The organism is Streptomyces sp. WMMB 714, from assembly GCF_900090125.1.
Taxonomy (GTDB): domain Bacteria; phylum Actinomycetota; class Actinomycetes; order Streptomycetales; family Streptomycetaceae; genus Streptomyces; species Streptomyces daqingensis.
The window spans coordinates 75,342-91,549 of the sequence record NZ_FMHJ01000009.1 but is presented as its reverse complement, the minus strand read 5'-3'; the positions used below and the strand labels follow the sequence as shown (position 1 = coordinate 91,549).

Genomic DNA, 16,208 nt, shown 5'->3' with positions numbered 1-16,208 from the left:
ATCGTCCGCAGGGAGGCCCCGGCCCGCTTCCGATAATCTGCCGGTTCATGCCGGAGATCCGCCACACCCCGCAGGCACCGACCCGCACGCAGACACTGGCCGCGGGCCAGAGCATCGACGCCCACCGGCACGACGACCACCAGATCATCTACGCCGGCTCGGGCGTGCTGGCGGTGACCACCGACGCGGGAACCTGGTTCGCGCCCGGCACCCGGGCGATCTGGGTCCCCGCCGGGTGTGTGCACGCCCACCGGGCCCACGGGCACCTGGACCTGCACCTGCTGGGCATCCCCGCCACGGTCAACCCCCTCCGGCTGGACGCGCCGACGGTCCTCACCGTCAGTCCCCTCCTGCGTGAGCTGATCCTCGAGTGCACACGCGACGGCGGGCAGGACGGGCCCGAGCGGCGCCGCCTGCGCGCCGTGCTGCTCGACCAGCTCAAGGTGTCGCCGCAGCAGCCCCTCCCTCTCCCCGCGCCCCGGGACGCCCGCCTGCGCACCGTCTGCGGCCTCCTCCACGAGAACCCGGCCGACTCCCGCACGCTCGCGGCGCTCGGGCATGCCGCGGGTGCCGGTGAGCGCACGCTCAGCCGTCTCTTCCGGCGGGAACTGGGGATGACGTTCCCGCAGTGGCGCACCCAGCTCCGCCTCTACCACGCGCTTCGGCTGCTGGCCGCGGACGAACCGGTCACCGCGGTCGCCCACCGCTGCGGCTGGGCCTCGACCAGCGCCTTCATCGACGTCTTCCGCCGAGCCTTCGGCTACACCCCTGGCACCCACAACAGCCGCCCCTGAACGCCGCGTTCACGTTCGGCCGCTGAGGCCCGCCCGGGTGCGTGCAGGGAGCCGGCCTGCCGACCGGCCGGTCAGTCCAGGGCCTTGCGCAGCTGCGCGGCCAGAACCGCCGGCGCCTCGGTGAGCGAGGGGCCGTACCAGGTGAGGTGACGGCCGCAGACGAGCGCGGCGGGCAGCTCGGGGAAGGCCTCCGGCCCGTCCTCGGCCGTGAAGGCGTACGGCTCGTCGGGCAGGACGACGAGGTCCGCGCGGCCCGTTTCGTTCAACTCCTGGAGAGTCACCCGCGGATACCGCTCCGGGTGCGTCTCGTAGACGTTGTGCACGCCGAGGTGGGCCAGGAGCGCACCCGCGAAGGTGTCCCGGCCGAGGACCATCCACGGCCTGCGCCAGACGGGCACGACCGCCCGCAGGTCGAACTCCGCCCGGGCCTCGTGCCAGGCGTCCTCCGCCTCCCGCAGCCATCCTGGGCGCGGCAGCCCGCATCCGCGGGTCAGCATGCGCTCCAGTTCGCCGAACGCCTGCGGCAGCGAACGTACTTCGGTCACCAGGACCTCGATGCCGGCGGCCCGCAGCGCGTCGAGGTCGCTCCCGCGGTTCTCCTCCTCGTTGGCGACGACGAGGTCGGGGGCGAGGGAGGCGATGCGCTCCAGGTCGGGGTTCTTGGTGCCGCGGACCCGGGTGACGTCCAGGCCGGGAGGGTGGCTGCACCAGTCCGTCGCGCCGGTGAGCAGTTCGGGCGCCGTGGCCGCCAGGGCCTCCGTGAGGGAGGGGACGAGGGAGACCACGCTCCGCACGGTGCCGGTATTCGTGTGCGCCATACCGGCACCGTACGCCCCCCGTGCGGCGGGCTTGCTCCCCCGGACGGCGTTCCGCTCCTCCGGCGGTCCTCCCCCGGCAGGCCCGTCGCGCTCTTCGCGCACGACCGCTGCCGGAGGTCCGGAGGGACGTCCTCGTACGGACAAGAGAGTAGGCGCGGGTAGGCCGATGAGTCAGGCCAATTTGCGCCACACGTACAAGTGTTGGAGGCAGGAAGGCCGGTTAGGGCCTTTGCGGGAGATCATCGGTGCCCCCACGGGCCATGCGTCCGCACGACGGCGCCCCGGTCCCGGAGGAGGCGCGTCCGGCACCGCCGCCCTGCCGGGCTCCTGGGGGCCGCTGTCGGAGCCGTACGGCATCATCGGCCCCGTGACTACGACGACGCCGCGACGCCTGATGCTCCTGGACACCTCGTCCCTCTACTTCCGCGCCTACTTCGGAGTGCCGGAGTCGGTCAGGGCACCCGACGGGACGCCGGTCAACGCCGTACGGGGCCTGCTCGACTTCATCGCGCGGCTGGTGGCCAACCGGCACCCGGACTCCCTGGTGGCCTGCATGGACTTCGACTGGCGCCCCGCCTGGCGGGTGGAGCTCGTCCCGTCGTACAAGGCGCACCGGGTCGTCGAGGAGACGGACCAGGGCCCGGACGCGGAGGAGGTTCCCGACACCCTCAGTCCGCAGGTCCCGGTCATCGACGAGGTGCTGGACGCCATCGGCATCGCACGGGTCGGCGCGGCCGGTTTCGAGGCGGACGACGTCATCGGCACGCTCACGGCACGCGCGCGGACGCCGGTCGACATCGTGACGGGCGACCGCGACCTGTTCCAGCTGGTCGACGACGAACTCGGCGTCCGGGTGCTGTATCCCGTGAAGGGCGTCGGCAACCTCGACGTCTACGACGGCGCGGCGCTGCGTGCCAAGTACGGCGTGGACGGCGCCGGTTACGCCGACCTCGCGCTGCTGCGCGGCGACCCGAGCGACGGCCTGCCCGGCGTCCCCGGCGTCGGGGAGAAGACGGCGGCGAAGCTGCTGGAAAGCTACGGCGACCTCGCGGGCGTCATGGCCGCCGTCGACGACCCGTCGTCCCGCCTCACGCCCACGCAGCGCAGGCGTCTCGCGGAGGCGCGGCCCTACCTCGCCGTCGCGCCCAAGGTCGTGCGGGTCGCTGACGACGTCGCCCTGCCGCCCTTCGACAGCTCGCTGCCCGCCGCACCGCGCCACCCGGACGCCCTCGGCGCGCTGGCGGAGCGGTGGGGCCTCGGCGGCTCCCTGGAACGGCTGCTGACGGTGCTGGCCGAGCGGGACGGCGGAGCCGGGCCGAGCTGAACGGGCCGACCACGGGCGCGAGTGGTAGCTTAGGTAACCCTAACCACTTCCTGCGCCCACCGTCTCTGGAGTTCCACGTGGCAGACCGCACGCCCAGCCGCAAGACGCACGTCCACCGGGGCCGAGTGATCCGCACGGAGCAGCTCACCCCCCACATGGTGCGCGTCGTCCTGGGCGGCCCAGGTCTGGAGGCGTTCCTCGCGGGCGAGTACACGGACCACTACGTCAAGCTGCTCTTCCCGGCCCCTGGCGTCGAGTATCCGGAGCCGTTCGACATCGTCCGCATCCGCGCCGACTACCCGCGCGACCAGTGGCCGGTCACACGTACGTACACCGTGCGCTCGTGGGCGCCCTCGGCCCGTGAGCTGACCCTCGACTTCGTCGTGCACGGCGACGCCGGGCTGGCCGGGCCCTGGGCGCGGAACGCCGCCCCGGGCGACGAGATCCTCTTCCTCGGGCCGGGCGGCGCCTACGCCCCGGAGCCGGACGCGGACTGGCACCTGCTCGCGGGCGACGAGAGCGCCCTGCCCGCGATCGCCACCGCTCTGGAGGCGATGCCCGCACACGCCCGCGTCGAGGCACTGATCGAGGTCGCGGGCCCGGAGGAGGAGGTCAAGCTCAGCGTCCCGGACACCGCCCACGTGGTCTGGCTCCACCGGGGCCCTGCCCGGGTCGGCGAGCGGCTCGTGGAGGCCGTGCGGGCGCTGGACTTCCCGACGGGACGGGTGCAGGCCTTCGTGCACGGCGAGGCAGGTGCGGTGAAGGAGCTCCGCCGCCACCTGCGGCTCGAACGGGGCGTGGCACGCGAGCACTTGTCCATCTCCGGCTACTGGCGGCTGGGTCACGACGAGGACGGCTGGCAGTCCTCCAAGAAGGAGTGGAACGCGCAGGTGGAGGCCGAGCAGGAAGCGGGCGGGGCGTCCGGCGGCGCCTGACACCGTTCCGGCCCCCGCTCACCACCTGACGCGCCCACGGCGCCCACGCCCCGGCCCCTGTCCTCCGGCAGGGGCCGGGTCCGCGTTCCGGCACTCAGGCCGGCGTTCCTCCGCTCAGCGCGCCGCCCAGCCGTCCGCCGGCCCCGCTCAGCGCTCGATCGGCCGCTTCGGGCATTCCCCCGGCCGCACGGTGACCGGGTTGCAGCGGACCGGCCCCGAGCCGTCGGGCAGCTCCGCGACGTAGTCGCTGCCGTAGCGCGCGGCGAGCCCCGGTACGGGGAAGTCCGTCGAGACCATCTGGGCGCCCGATGCCAGAGCGTCCTCGAGCATGGCGGTGTCGCCGCTGGTGGCCTGGTCGAGCGGCACGTCGGAGCGGGTGCGCACGAAGTAGCCCTGCTCCACCAGCTTCCGGATGCCGGCCTTGCCGGATCCGGTGGGGTCGTTGACCTTCATGAACGCGGCATCCGCACGCCCCGGTTCGGAGTCCGTGAACAGCACCCTGCCCTGCAGGCTCTCCCGGCCGCCCGCACGGTAGGCGTCCTGGAGTTCCTGGTCGTCGTTGTCCATCAGGAACATCACCTTGCCGCTGGCCGCGGCGAGCCGCGGCCAGCCGTGTTCGCGCACCGACTGCCCCAGGGTCTGCCCGGGACGCCGCACGTCGTCCGGGGTGAGGGTCGCCTCGTCGGGGAAGACCGTGCGGATCTCCGCATCCAGCGCGTCGAGCATCTCCGTGTCCCACGGAGGACTGACGGCACCGCCGCGCTCCTCCAACTCCGGGTCGGTCTCCTTCAGTTCGAGAAGCACCGGCACGGGCACGTGACCGGGCCGCCCCTCGGACCACTTCTTCACCTGCCGCAGACAGCCGCGCAGGCTCACGCAGTTGCTGCGGTAGTCGAAGTCCGCCCAGTGCTGGACCTTGAAGCCGGGCCCGCGCAACTCCGGTTCGTCCAGCGGAGGAAGCCCGGCGTCCTTCCGGATGAGCGGGTCCGCGTACAGGCCGCCGTCCGGGTCGGGGAAGACGTCCAGCTCGATCCCCCGGACCTGCTGGCGGGAGAGCTGTACGGGCAGCGAGGCGTGGCTGTAGAGCAGCGTTCCGAAGCCGGGGTCGTGCTCACCCATCAACTTCTGTTCGGCGAAGGAGACTTCACGGTGGTAGCTGTTGTGTGTCGCCATGGCCTGGAGCTGCGTGAGCCGCAGCCTGCCCGCGGGGTCGTGGGCCTCCCCGGAGAGGGAGGAGGGCGCCGGCGTCGCCGAGGTCAGCGCCGCGACGGCGGCGAGGGCGGCGGCCGTGGCGGCCCAGCGTCGGACCCCGGATCTGATCGTGGTGCGCACATCGACCTCCGTTGCGGCAAGGAACACGGGGACAGGACGGCGCCCACAGCCCGGTCACGACAGAGCCGGAGGCTCGCGCCGACGCGCGCAGTGCCGCACGGGCTCCGGCACAGCGCACCCTCTGGCGAATACTCCGGCGTACCGTCCGCAGCGGCGCCGGGGTGAACATGCCCCGGCCGAGCCAGTGCTCAACACCCGGTACCCGCACCGCTCTTGCGCACCTCGCGCGGAGCGGGGCCCGGCGGCCCCCTAACGCTCCCTGACCCGCGACGGGACAGCCGGCCACGGCGCTCCCCGTGGCCGCCCCGCCCGCCGCGCCGTCAGCCCACGCTCGTGTACGCCACGACCCCGCGACGCATCGCCTCGACCGCCTTGCGCGCGTTCTTCGCGACGCTGTCGCCCTCCGGCGCCGCGACGGCGATCTGGCCGAGCACGTCGATGCACTGCTTGCACCAGCGGACGAAGTCGCCCGCGGGCATGTCGGCCTCGCGGAGCACGGCGTCGAGGCCGTGCCCCTCGGCCCAGCGGTACGCGGCCCAGGCGAAGCCCAGATCCGGTTCGCGCTGGCCCACGCCCTCCGTCTGGCTGATGCGGTGCTCCTCCTCCAGGGCGTCCAGGCGGCCCCAGATGCGGACCATCTCCTCCAGGGCACCCCGGGCACCGCCGCCGGGCAGCTTGGGCGGCAGCGCGTCGTCGGCGGCACGCGACTCGTACACCAACGCCGAGACGCACGCGGCCAGTTCGGACGGCGGGAGGCCGTCCCACACCTTGTCCCGCAGGCATTCGCTCGCCAGCAGGTCCAGCTCGCCGTAGAGACGTCCCAACCGCCGCCCGTCGTCGGTCACTTCGTCGCCGCGCAGATAGCCCAGCTCCGTCAGCAGCGCGGAGACGCGGTCGAAGGTGCGGGCGATGGTGTTCGTCCTGCCCTCGATCTTGCGCTCGAGCTGCCTCGTGTCCCGGCGGAGCCGGTGGTAGCGCTCCGCCCAGCGGGCGTGGTTCTCCCGCTCGTCGCAGCCGTGGCAGGGGTGACGGCGGATCTCGGCGCGCAGCCGCGCGATCTCGCCGTCGTCGGCGGCGGCCGAACGCTGCTTGCGGTGCCGGGGCGGCGCGTGGTGGCCCGCCTTCGTCCGCAGCGCCGAGGCCAGGTCGCGGCGCGACTCGGGGCTGCGGGCGTTGAACGACCTGGGGATGCGCATCCGCTCCAGCGGCTCCACCGGCACCGGGAAGTCGATCGACCCGAGCCGCTTCACCTGACGCTGCGCGGTCAGTACGAGCGGACGGGGGCCGTCGTTCTGCTGCCAGCCCCTGTGGTGCGACGGGCCGCGCCCCCCGCCCGTCCCCGGGTCCAGCACGAGCGCGAGACCGGCGAACTTGCCGGTCGGGACGTGGATGACGTCCCCTGGCCGGAGCTTCTCCAGCGCCGCCGCGGCCTGCGCCCTGCGCTGCACGGCGCCCTGCTTCGCGAGCTCCGTCTCACGGTCCTTCAGCTGCCGGCGCAGCCGCGAGTACTCCTCGAAGTCGCCGAGGTGGCAGGTCATGGAGTCGCGGTAGCCCTCCAGCCCCTCCTCGTTGCGCTGCACCTGCCGGGAGATGCCCACCACGGACCGGTCCGCCTGGAACTGCGCGAAGGAGGTCTCCAGCAGTTCGCGCGAGCGGTGCCGCCCGAACTGGCCGACCAGGTTGACGGCCATGTTGTACGAGGGCTTGAAGGACGAGCGCAGCGGATACGTACGCGTGCCGGCCAGGCCCGCCAGCGCGGCAGGATCCATGCCGCGCTGCCACAGCACGACGGCATGGCCCTCGATGTCGATACCGCGCCGTCCGGCACGGCCCGTCAGCTGCGTGAACTCCCCGGGCGTGATGTCCGCGTGCTGCTCGCCGTTCCACTTGACCAGCTTCTCCAGCACCACGGAACGGGCGGGCATGTTGATGCCCAGGGCGAGCGTCTCCGTCGCGAAGACGGCCTTGACGAGGCCGCGTACGAACAGCTCCTCGACGACCTCCTTGAAGGTCGGCAGCATCCCGGCGTGGTGCGCGGCGATGCCCCGCTCCAGGCCCTCCAGCCACTCGAAGTAGCCCAGGACGTGCAGGTCGGCGTCCGGGATGTCGGCGGTGCGCGCCTCGACGATCTCGCGCACACGGGCCCGCGCGGCGTTGTCGTTGAGCCGCAGACCCGCGTACAGGCACTGCTGCACCGCCGACTCGCAGCCCGCGCGGCTGAAGATGAAGGTGATGGCGGGGAGCAGCCCCTCGGAATCGAGCCGGTCGATGACCTCCGGCCGGCTCGGCGTCCACACCCGGGCGCGGCGGCGGCGCTCGCGCTCCCGGTCCGCCTCGCGGCGTGGATTGCCGCGGCGGCGGTCGCGGGGCGAGGTGACCCGGCTGTTCTCCATCCGGGCCATCCGCACCAGGTCCGGGTTGACCTCCCGCTTGTCGGCCTTCTCCTCGAAGAGGTCGTACATCCGCCGTCCGGCGAGGACGTGCTGCCACAGCGGCACGGGCCGGTGCTCGGAGACGATCACCCGGGTGTCGCCGCGCACCGTGTCCAGCCAGTCGCCGAACTCCTCGGCGTTGGAGACGGTCGCCGACAGCGAGACGAGGGTGACGGACTCCGGGAGGTGGATGATGACCTCCTCCCAGACGGCGCCGCGGAAGCGGTCGGAGAGGTAGTGCACCTCGTCCATCACCACGTGTCCCAGCCCCACGAGGGCCTGGGAGCCCGCGTAGAGCATGTTCCGCAGCACCTCGGTCGTCATCACGATCACGGGTGCGTCGGCGTTGACCGAGTTGTCACCGGTCAGCAGCCCCACGCGGTCGGCGCCGTACCTCTTGGCCAGGTCGTTGTACTTCTGGTTCGAGAGGGCCTTGATGGGCGTGGTGTAGAAGCACTTGCGGCCGCGGGTGAGCGCCAGGTGCACGGCGAACTCGCCGACGATCGTCTTGCCGGAACCGGTCGGTGCCGCAACCAGCACGCCCTTCCCGGCTTCGAGAGCTTGGCACGCCTCGATCTGGAAATCGTCGAGATCGAAGTCGTAGAGGTCACGGAAAGGGGCGAGAGCGGTGGCCTGCTCTTGGGCGCGTTTCCGCGCCTCGGCATATCGCTCCGCGGGGGACAGGTCCTCGGTCATCGTGACTACGAGCCTACCGGCCACCCCCGACACCGCTCACGGTCGTTACTCCGCAGCGAGAAGCCGCACCGCCCCCGGCACCACCCGCGCGGTCAGCGGAAGCCGCCCGAAGGGCTCCCCGTCGGCGTACCCCGTCACGCCGTCCGCCTCCAGGCGCACGCTGCGCGCCTTGTACGTGGTGACGGCCGGATGGCTGAGATGCGTGCCCTTGTAGACGCGCGGGAAGACGCGCAGCAGCGTGCCCCGGCTGCAGTCCCCGACCACCGTCACGTCGAGGAGCCCGTCGTTCATCTCCGCCCCGTGGCAGATGCGCATGCCACCGCCGTACGAGGGCCCGTTGCCCACGGCCACGAGGGTGGCCTCGATGTCCCGCGGCTCCCCGTCGTCGAGCGTCAGCCGGTAGGGGATCGTACGGAAGGCGGCCAGCTCCGCGAGGATCGCCAGGTCGTACTTCAGGCGTCCGGCCGGCCAGCGCATCCGGTTGCCGCGGTCGTTCACCCGGGAGTCGAAGCCGGAGGCGAGCACCGAGCCGAACCACCGCTCCCCCACCCGCCCCAGGTCGAGCGTGCGGTGGCGCCCGCCCTTGAGCGCCTCGGCGACCACCCGTCCCGCCTCGGCGGGAGCCCGTACGGGAAGTCCCGTCGCCCGCGCGAAGTCGTTTCCGGTCCCGACGGCGACGACGCCGAGAGGGGTGTCCGTCCCCGCGACGGCCTGGAGGGCCAGGGAGACCATTCCGTCACCGCCGACCGCGATCAGTGCTCCGGTGCCCGCGCCGACCGCCTCGCGGGCGCGTTCAAGGGCGTCGGGGGCGTCGTTCCCGACGACGGTGCGCACGGCGAATCCGGCCTCGCGCAGCGCTTGGGCAGCCGGCTGTGCGGCTCCGGCGCCGCGTCCGCGGCCGGCCGTGGGGTTGACGAAAAGAGTGATCTCGCTGGTCACGCGCGGACCCTACAGGGTCAGGTCGCGTCGTCGAAACCGTCCTGCCGCACCGGGCCTCCTGAGCCCCTGGTCTCGCCCCGCGGCCTGGCCTCTCCCTCACCGTCGGCGAGGGCACGCTGCGAGGGCACCGTCTCGCCCTCGTCCAGGGCCTCGGGCCGGTCGATCTGCGACGCCTCGTCGTCGTCCAGTCCGGCATAGGGGTCCTTCTTGGCCCGCCGCCGGTCGTTGAGGAGGCAGATCGCCACGGCACCGAAGTAGAGGAGGACGATCGGTGCCGCGAGGGCGCCCATCGTCAGCGGGTCGCCCGTCGGTGTCGCCACGGCGGAGAAGACGGTGATGCACAGCACCATGATCCGCCACCAGCCCAGCAGTTGGCGTCCGCCGAGGATGCCCGTGAAGTTCAGCATCACCAGCAGCAGCGGCAGCTCGAAGGCGAGGCCGAAGACGATCACGAGCCGGGTGACGATGTCGAGGAAGTCGTCCAGCGGGATCAGGTTGCCGACGCCCTCGGGGCTGAAGTCCAGCAGCGTCTTGGCGGCCTTCGGGAGGATGAGGTACGCCAGGTAGGCGCCGCCGACGAAGAGCGGCACGCCGGCGGCGACGAAGCTGCGCGCGTACTTCTTCTCGTGGCTGTGGAGCCCCGGCGCGAGGAAGGCCCAGAGCTGGTACAGCCAGATCGGGGACGCCACGACGACACCGACCATGAGCCCGACCTTGAGCATGACGGTGAAGGGCGCGATGAGGCCGTTGAGGGTGATCTCCGCGCACGTCTCGCCCTCGGACGCCGCACGCCCGAAGCCCTTCTCGCAGCCCACGGACGCGGCGACGGGATCGGTGAGGAAAGCGGCGATGGGCTCGTAGTAGACCAGCGCCACGATCGTCACCACGAGAATCGCCAGCACCGCCTTCATCAGGCGGTTGCGCAGCTCCCTCAGATGCTCCGCGAGGGGCATCCGCCCCTCGGGGTCCTTCTCCCTTTTGCCCTCTTTACGGGCTGACTTCAGCAACCCTCGTCCTCATTGTCTGAGTTGTCGGAAGTGCCTCACATGTCCGGCTCTCCGTGGCCGGACGGCATTCAGGACTGCTTCTGCTGCTGCTCGCTCGGCTCCGCGACGGGCCGTGAGCTGGCCACGTCCCCGGGCGCCGCCTGGATGGTGCGCGGAGCGGCCTGCTGGGAGTCGGCGGTGGTGCCGGCGTCGTTGTCGTCGCCGCCGTCCTTCTTCATCTGCTTGGCTTCGCTCTTGAGGATGCGGGCCGACTTGCCCAGCGAACGAGCCATGTCCGGGAGCTTCTTGGCGCCGAACAGCAGCAGGATGACCAGGACGATCAGGACGATCTCCAGGGGCTTCAAATTGCCGATCATGTGCCACTACCTTCTCGCCGGGGCCGGCGTGAGTCCTTGCCTGCCGTGTGAATCGGACGGGCTGCGTGAAGCGCGTGCTGCCAGCGATCGTAACCCTGAGGAGTGAAGGACGGGCAATGCCCGTTCCCACTCCGGATTGCGGTCCCCTTTCACCGCGGACGCGGCACCAAGCAGCTTACCGTTCAAAGGTACGGGCCAGGCAGTACACGTAAGGACCACGTCCTCACGGACGCCCGGGCTCGTGCGAACCCCCGGTCACACGGCCCTCCTGAGCCGCACCGCCACCACGGGCACCACCGGAGGCGCCCGCTGCGCCCGCCCGTCCCGCCAGCGGTCCGGCCGCGCGCTCCAGGTCCTCTGCGGCCCGGGTGATCCGCTCCGAGCTGTCGCCGACGGCCTTTGTGAAACGGCGCACCTCCAGCCCGACCCGGACGGCCAGCACACCGAGCACGGCGATGCCGCAGAAGGCGAGCGCGAGGAAGAACATGGGCCAGAGCATGAGCCGAGCCTAGTGGCTCGGCGCCGATCGGAACCTCCGCCTCCCCCCGCCGTGCGGCCCGGCACGAGCCGGAGGCGGACCGGCGCCCGGTCCGCTCCCCGCGGGCTCACTCCCCGTATGCCGCCAGGGCGAGCCTCGCCGCCTCGCGCGCACTGTCCGCCAGCTCGCGCGGCTCCACGATCCGGCCGTCCCGTCCGAGCCGGAGCGCCAGCCGGCGCAGTGACGCGGGATCGGGGGTGCGCAGCGTGACGCGCAATCCGCCGTCGGGCAGTTCCTCGGCGCTGTCGTACGGGTAGTACTCCGCGACCCAGCGGCCGCCGGGACCGACTTCCACGACGACCTCGGGGTCCTCGGCGGACGGCTGTACGAGCCCCTCGCTCAGGTCCCGCAGCTCGACCGGCGGCGGATCGGCCGGCTCGTCCAGCAGCTTGATCTCGGCGACCCGGTCGAGCCGGAAGGTACGGCGGGCCTCGGAGAGGCGGCACCACGCCTCCAGGTAGGTGTGCCCCACCGCGAAGAGCCGGATGGGGTCGACCTCGCGCTCGGTCAGCTCGTCCCGGGCGGGCGAGTAGTAGCGCAGCCAGAGCCTGCGCCGCTCGGCGATGGCCCTGTCGACGTCGGCGAAGACGCCGCCCTCCGCCTCGAAGGTGACCGACAGCCGCGAGCTCGCCCCCGCGTTCTCCCCCGCGGCCGCCTCCAGCTTGGCGGTCGCGCGCTGCAGTGCGTCCCTGTCGCTCTCGCGCAGGCCCGGCAGCGTGGCGACCGCACGGGCGGCCACGAGCAGCGCCGTGGCCTCGTCGGAGGCCAGCCGGAGCGGCTGTGCCGTGTCGCTGCCCAGCGCGTCGGCGTTGCGCCACCAGATCCGCTCACCGTCGGTGTCGATCTCCAGCAGGTCGCCGCCGCGGAAGCTGGTGCCGCACATCGGCAGCACGTCGAGGTCCGAGATCAGTTCGTCCGCGGAGATGCCGAACGCACGGGCCACGTCGTCGATCCTGGCCCCGGGGCGGTCCCGCAGGTATGTCACCAGCGACAGCATCCGCCGCGTCTGGTCGATGGCGTTCGATGCCACGGAGTCGCTCTCCCCCTCAGCCCTTGGCGACGGCGCGCAGCCGGTCGACCACTTCGGCCCGCAGTTCGGCCGGTTCCAGAACGATCACGTCGGGCCCGAACTCCACGAGCCAGGCGTCCAGCCCGTGTCCGTACGGGATCTCCAACTCCTCCCAGCCGTCGGGGAGTTCACGTACCTGCGTGGCACGGGCCCGCAGCGGGTACCCCGATCCGGCACGCAGCCTGATGAGCGCGGTGCGTGACGCGCTCTCCCCCGCCCAGCGCTCGACGGCCTCCCGCACCGTCACCTGGTCCGGTACGGGCGCGGTGAAGGCTCCGGCACGCGAGCGCACGGCCCCCGTGATGCGGGAGAGCCGGAAGACGCGTTCGGCCTGCCGCTCCCTGTCGTAGCCGGCCAGGTACCAGTGGCCCCGCCAGCACTCCAGCGTCCAGGGCTCGACGTGGCGCCGCTCGGCCCGTACGGCGTTGGACTTGCGGTAGTCGAAGACGACGGGACGCCGGTCGCGGCAGGCGAGCATCAGCGGCTCGAACGCGGCCTCGCGGGCGGGGATGTGCGGTTCCAGCGTGCTGTGCGGGATGGGCGGCTCGGCGCCGTCGGACCCGCCGTCCTGCTGCGGCATGCCGCCGGCGGCGTGCAGCTTCTGCAGGGCACCGCTGGCCGCCCCGGCGAGACGGGCCTGCTGCCATACGCGCGCCGCCAGGCCCAGAGCGGTGGCCTCCTCGGCGTCGAGCGCGATGGGCGGGAGCCTGTTGTTGTCGTGCTGGGCGCGGTAGCCGATGTCTCCGTCGAGGTTCTCCACCGTGTCGATGACGAGGCCGAGTTCACGCAGATCGTCCTTGTCGCGCTCGAACATCCGGTTGAAGGACTCGTCGCTGCCCGCCTCCATGTATGCCTCGATCGAGGTACGCAGCTCACGCTTCGTCAGCGGGCGCCGGGTTCCGAGCAGGCACAGCGCCAGATTCATCAGCCGCTCGGCCTTGGCAATCGCCATGGGCTCCTCGTGCCTCTTCTCGTGCTGCTCTGTGCTGTTCAGGGATCGCCCGGTGTGATGCCGGGCACTTGACCGTACCGCTCCTCGCCTGCCCCGCCAAAGCAAAGACCGAGGACCCCGCCCCAGGGCGAGGTCCTCGGATGCCGCTCTGCGGAGCCGCGTCAGACGGAGACCAGATCGCAGACGAAGATCAGCGTCTCGTTCGGCTTGATACGGCCGCCGCCCGCGCCCTGCTCGCCGTAGGCGAGGTGGGGCGGGATCGTCAGCCGGCGGCGCCCGCCAACCTTCATGCCCTGGACTCCCCGGTCCCAGCCGGGGATGACCTGGCCGGCGCCGAGCTGGAACTGCAGCGGCTTGCCGCGGTTCCAGCTGGCGTCGAACTCCTCGCCACTGGAGAAGGAGACGCCCACGTAGTGGACGGAGACGTTGTCGCCGGCCTTGGCCTCGGGCCCGTCGCCCTCCCAGAGATCCACGATCTCCAGGTCGGCAGGCGGCGCGCCCTCGGGGAAGTCGACCTCGGGCTTCTCGATGCTCACGAAATGGCTCCTACCAACGAATCATTCGGACAACCGCGCCAGTGTTTCACGTCGCGGAGGTCTCACTTCACGCTGAGCACGTCCACCGAGAAGACGACGCCGGAGGAGAACTGCTTCTGCTGCTCCTTCGGGAACTCCTTCTTGGGCACGGAGATCACCACGCGGCTTCCGGCCTTCTTGCCGTCCAGCGCGTCGGCCCAGCCGGGGATCTTGGAGACGGGGATCTCCTGCGGGCCGCTCTGCGCCCACGTGTCGTCCAGCTGCTTGCCGTCCTTCCACATCTTCGCGGTGAAGTTGGTCAGGACGGTGCTCTTCTTCGTGATCTTCTTGCCGTCGCCCTCGACGACGGTCTCGTCCAGAAGCTCGTCCGGCGCCTTGTCGACGCCCTTGGGCATCTTGATCTCGGGGGCCTCGTTCTTCACGACCTTCGAGCTGACCTCGGGCAGGTCGGGGTTGTGCTCGCCCTCGACGGGCTTGCCGTCGATCGTGCTCGGCAGAATCTTCTTCAGGTCGACGACGAAGACCAGCGTCGCGTTCTTCGGGATCGTCGGCGGCTGGCCCTGCTTGCCGTAGCCCTTCGACGGCGGGACGACGATCTCGACGCGGCTGCCGACGCTCTTGCCCACCAGGGCCTCGTCCCAGCCCTTGATGACCTTCTTGGTGCCGATCTGGAAGGTGGCGGTCTGACCGCGCTTCCAGCTGCTGTCGAACTCCTTGCCGTTCCAGAGCTGGCCGAGGTAGTGCGCGTTCAGCGAGTCGCCCTTCTCGACCTTCTGGCCCTTGCCCTCCTTGAGGACGTCGACCTTGAGGTCCTTCGGCGGCTTGCCCTTGCCCTTCTCGACCTTGGGCTTCTTGTCGGCGGCCCCGGTGACCTTCGGGACGGCTCCGTCCTCGGACTTGGAGCCGTCCTCGCTCCCGCATGCCGCGAGGGACACGGCCATGACGGATACAGCCAGCGCCGTCGCGAAACGGCGCGTGTAGGGCTTCCTGGGGTGGGGGGTTGTTCCCCCGGGAGTCTGCAGCATGTGTCCAACTCGCGGTCTAGGGGATGTCCGGACGGTCGGGGCAACCCTACGGCCCCTCCCGCCCGTCCCTGCCACCACTCGACGCGACTCACATACCAGCGATCAGTTTCTCCACCCGCTCGTCGACCGACCGGAAGGGGTCTTTGCACAACACGGTGCGCTGTGCCTGGTCGTTGAGCTTCAGGTGGACCCAGTCGACGGTGAAGTCCCGCCGCTGCTCCTGCGCCCGCCTGATGAAGTCTCCGCGCAGCCGGGCCCGCGTCGTCTGCGGGGGCACCGACTTGCCCTCGAAGATCTTGAGATCGTTGCAGATGCGGGCCGCCTGACCGTTCCGCTCCAGCAGGTAGTACAGGCCGCGACGGCGGTGGATGTCGTGGTACGCGAGGTCTATCTGCGCGATCCGGGGGTGCGACATGGTGATGTTGTTCTTGGCGCGGTAGCGCTCGATCAACTGGTACTTCATGACCCAGTCGATCTCGGTGTTGATCTTGTCGAGCTCCCCGGAGCGGATGGCGTCGAGTGATCTGCCCCACAGTTCCAGCACGCGCTCCACCCGGCCGGTGCGGATGCCGCGGCGCTCGCAGAAGTCCAGCGCCTTCTCGTAGTACTCCTGCTGCACCTCCAGCGCGGAGGCCTCCCGGCCGCTGGCGAGCCGCACCTTGCGCTGCCCGGTGATGTCGTGGCTGACCTCGCGGATGGCCCGGATCGGGTTCTCCAGGGTCAGGTCGCGCATCACGGTGCCGGCTTCGATCATCCGCAGCACCAGGTCGGTGGCGCCGACCTTCAGCAGCATCGTCGTCTCCGACATGTTGGAGTCGCCGACGATCACGTGCAGGCGGCGGTAGCGCTCGGCGTCCGCGTGCGGCTCGTCCCGGGTGTTGATGATCGGCCGGGAGCGCGTCGTCGCCGAGCTGACCCCCTCCCAGATGTGCTCGGCCCGCTGGCTGACGCAGTACACGGCGCCGCGCGGCGTCTGCAGCACCTTGCCCGCGCCGCACACGAGTTGGCGCGTGACGAGGAAGGGGATGAGCACGTCCGCGAGACGGGAGAACTCCCCGTGCCGCGCCACGAGGTAGTTCTCGTGGCAGCCGTAGGAGTTGCCGGCCGAGTCGGTGTTGTTCTTGAAGAGGTAGACGTCGCCCGCGATCCCCTCCTCGTGCAGGCGGCGTTCGGCGTCGACGAGGAGGCCCTCGAGGATGCGCTCGCCCGCCTTGTCGTGAGTGACCAGTTCGGTCACGTTGTCGCACTCGGGGGTCGCGTACTCGGGGTGGGAGCCCACGTCCAGATAGAGGCGTGCGCCGTTGCGGAGGAAGACGTTGCTGCTGCGGCCCCATGACACGACCCGGCGGAAGAGGTACCGCGCCACCTCGTCGGGGGAGAGCCTGCGCTGTCCCCGGAACGTACACGTGACGCCGTACTCGTTCTCAAGCCCGAAGATTCGGCGGTCCATGACTG

Annotated in this window: 15 protein-coding genes; 3 read left to right on the top strand and 12 right to left on the bottom strand. The window is 71.3% G+C overall.

Annotation, left to right across the window (positions count from 1 at the left end; all coding sequences use genetic code 11):
- Nucleotides 1–47: 47 nt before the first annotated feature.
- Entirely contained in the window at nucleotides 48–794 is a 747-nt protein-coding gene (locus tag H181DRAFT_RS17860; RefSeq protein WP_045865522.1) for a helix-turn-helix domain-containing protein, read from the top strand.
- Nucleotides 795–865: 71 nt separating this feature from the next.
- Here the strand turns inward: H181DRAFT_RS17860 and H181DRAFT_RS17855 are convergent, their stop codons facing one another.
- Nucleotides 866–1,612 carry a helical backbone metal receptor gene (locus H181DRAFT_RS17855; RefSeq protein ID WP_045865521.1) on the bottom strand — a complete coding sequence of 249 codons (747 nt, stop codon included), beginning with the start codon at nucleotides 1,610–1,612 and terminating at the stop codon, nucleotides 866–868.
- Nucleotides 1,613–2,006: 394 nt separating this feature from the next.
- Here H181DRAFT_RS17855 and H181DRAFT_RS17850 point away from each other — a divergent pair, with 394 nt between their 5' ends.
- Both H181DRAFT_RS17850 and H181DRAFT_RS17845 read left to right on the top strand, forming a co-directional pair.
- Nucleotides 2,007–2,936 (top strand): 5'-3' exonuclease, encoded by a 930-nt coding sequence (locus H181DRAFT_RS17850; RefSeq protein ID WP_045865646.1) that lies wholly within the window; start codon nucleotides 2,007–2,009, stop codon nucleotides 2,934–2,936.
- A 77-nt stretch (nucleotides 2,937–3,013) separates the two neighbouring features.
- Nucleotides 3,014–3,871 carry a siderophore-interacting protein gene (locus H181DRAFT_RS17845; protein ID WP_045865520.1) on the top strand — a complete coding sequence of 286 codons (858 nt, stop codon included), beginning with the start codon at nucleotides 3,014–3,016 and terminating at the stop codon, nucleotides 3,869–3,871.
- 147 nt (nucleotides 3,872–4,018) lie between these two features.
- Here the strand turns inward: H181DRAFT_RS17845 and H181DRAFT_RS17840 are convergent, their stop codons facing one another.
- From H181DRAFT_RS17840 to pafA, 11 genes are all read right to left on the bottom strand, one after another.
- Complete coding sequence (locus tag H181DRAFT_RS17840; RefSeq protein WP_254666895.1) at nucleotides 4,019–5,203, bottom strand: phosphatidylinositol-specific phospholipase C1-like protein; 1,185 nt, start codon at nucleotides 5,201–5,203, stop codon at nucleotides 4,019–4,021.
- Nucleotides 5,204–5,523: 320 nt separating this feature from the next.
- The gene (locus H181DRAFT_RS17835) at nucleotides 5,524–8,331 is read right to left on the bottom strand and encodes a DEAD/DEAH box helicase (RefSeq protein ID WP_045865519.1); all 2,808 of its coding nucleotides are present in this window, start codon (nucleotides 8,329–8,331) and stop codon (nucleotides 5,524–5,526) included.
- A 45-nt stretch (nucleotides 8,332–8,376) separates the two neighbouring features.
- Nucleotides 8,377–9,270, bottom strand: a complete 894-nt coding sequence (locus H181DRAFT_RS17830) for a diacylglycerol kinase (RefSeq protein ID WP_045865518.1) — start codon at nucleotides 9,268–9,270, stop codon at nucleotides 8,377–8,379.
- 17 nt (nucleotides 9,271–9,287) lie between these two features.
- Nucleotides 9,288–10,277, bottom strand: a complete 990-nt coding sequence (tatC, locus tag H181DRAFT_RS17825; RefSeq protein WP_074467926.1) for a twin-arginine translocase subunit TatC — start codon at nucleotides 10,275–10,277, stop codon at nucleotides 9,288–9,290.
- Between the two features lie 68 nt (nucleotides 10,278–10,345).
- Entirely contained in the window at nucleotides 10,346–10,633 is a 288-nt protein-coding gene (gene tatA / locus H181DRAFT_RS17820) for a Sec-independent protein translocase subunit TatA (protein ID WP_045865516.1), read from the bottom strand.
- Between the two features lie 223 nt (nucleotides 10,634–10,856).
- Entirely contained in the window at nucleotides 10,857–11,132 is a 276-nt protein-coding gene (locus H181DRAFT_RS17815; RefSeq protein ID WP_045865515.1) for a hypothetical protein, read from the bottom strand.
- 106 nt (nucleotides 11,133–11,238) lie between these two features.
- Complete coding sequence (locus H181DRAFT_RS17810) at nucleotides 11,239–12,201, bottom strand: helix-turn-helix transcriptional regulator (RefSeq protein ID WP_045865514.1); 963 nt, start codon at nucleotides 12,199–12,201, stop codon at nucleotides 11,239–11,241.
- 16 nt (nucleotides 12,202–12,217) lie between these two features.
- Complete coding sequence (locus tag H181DRAFT_RS17805) at nucleotides 12,218–13,192, bottom strand: helix-turn-helix transcriptional regulator (protein WP_045865513.1); 975 nt, start codon at nucleotides 13,190–13,192, stop codon at nucleotides 12,218–12,220.
- A 161-nt stretch (nucleotides 13,193–13,353) separates the two neighbouring features.
- Nucleotides 13,354–13,728 carry an FKBP-type peptidyl-prolyl cis-trans isomerase gene (locus H181DRAFT_RS17800; RefSeq protein WP_045865512.1) on the bottom strand — a complete coding sequence of 125 codons (375 nt, stop codon included), beginning with the start codon at nucleotides 13,726–13,728 and terminating at the stop codon, nucleotides 13,354–13,356.
- Nucleotides 13,729–13,790: 62 nt separating this feature from the next.
- Entirely contained in the window at nucleotides 13,791–14,669 is an 879-nt protein-coding gene (locus H181DRAFT_RS17795) for an FKBP-type peptidyl-prolyl cis-trans isomerase (protein ID WP_254666894.1), read from the bottom strand.
- Nucleotides 14,670–14,841: 172 nt separating this feature from the next.
- Nucleotides 14,842–16,203, bottom strand: a complete 1,362-nt coding sequence (pafA, locus tag H181DRAFT_RS17790) for a Pup--protein ligase (protein ID WP_045865510.1) — start codon at nucleotides 16,201–16,203, stop codon at nucleotides 14,842–14,844.
- Nucleotides 16,204–16,208 lie beyond the last annotated feature (5 nt).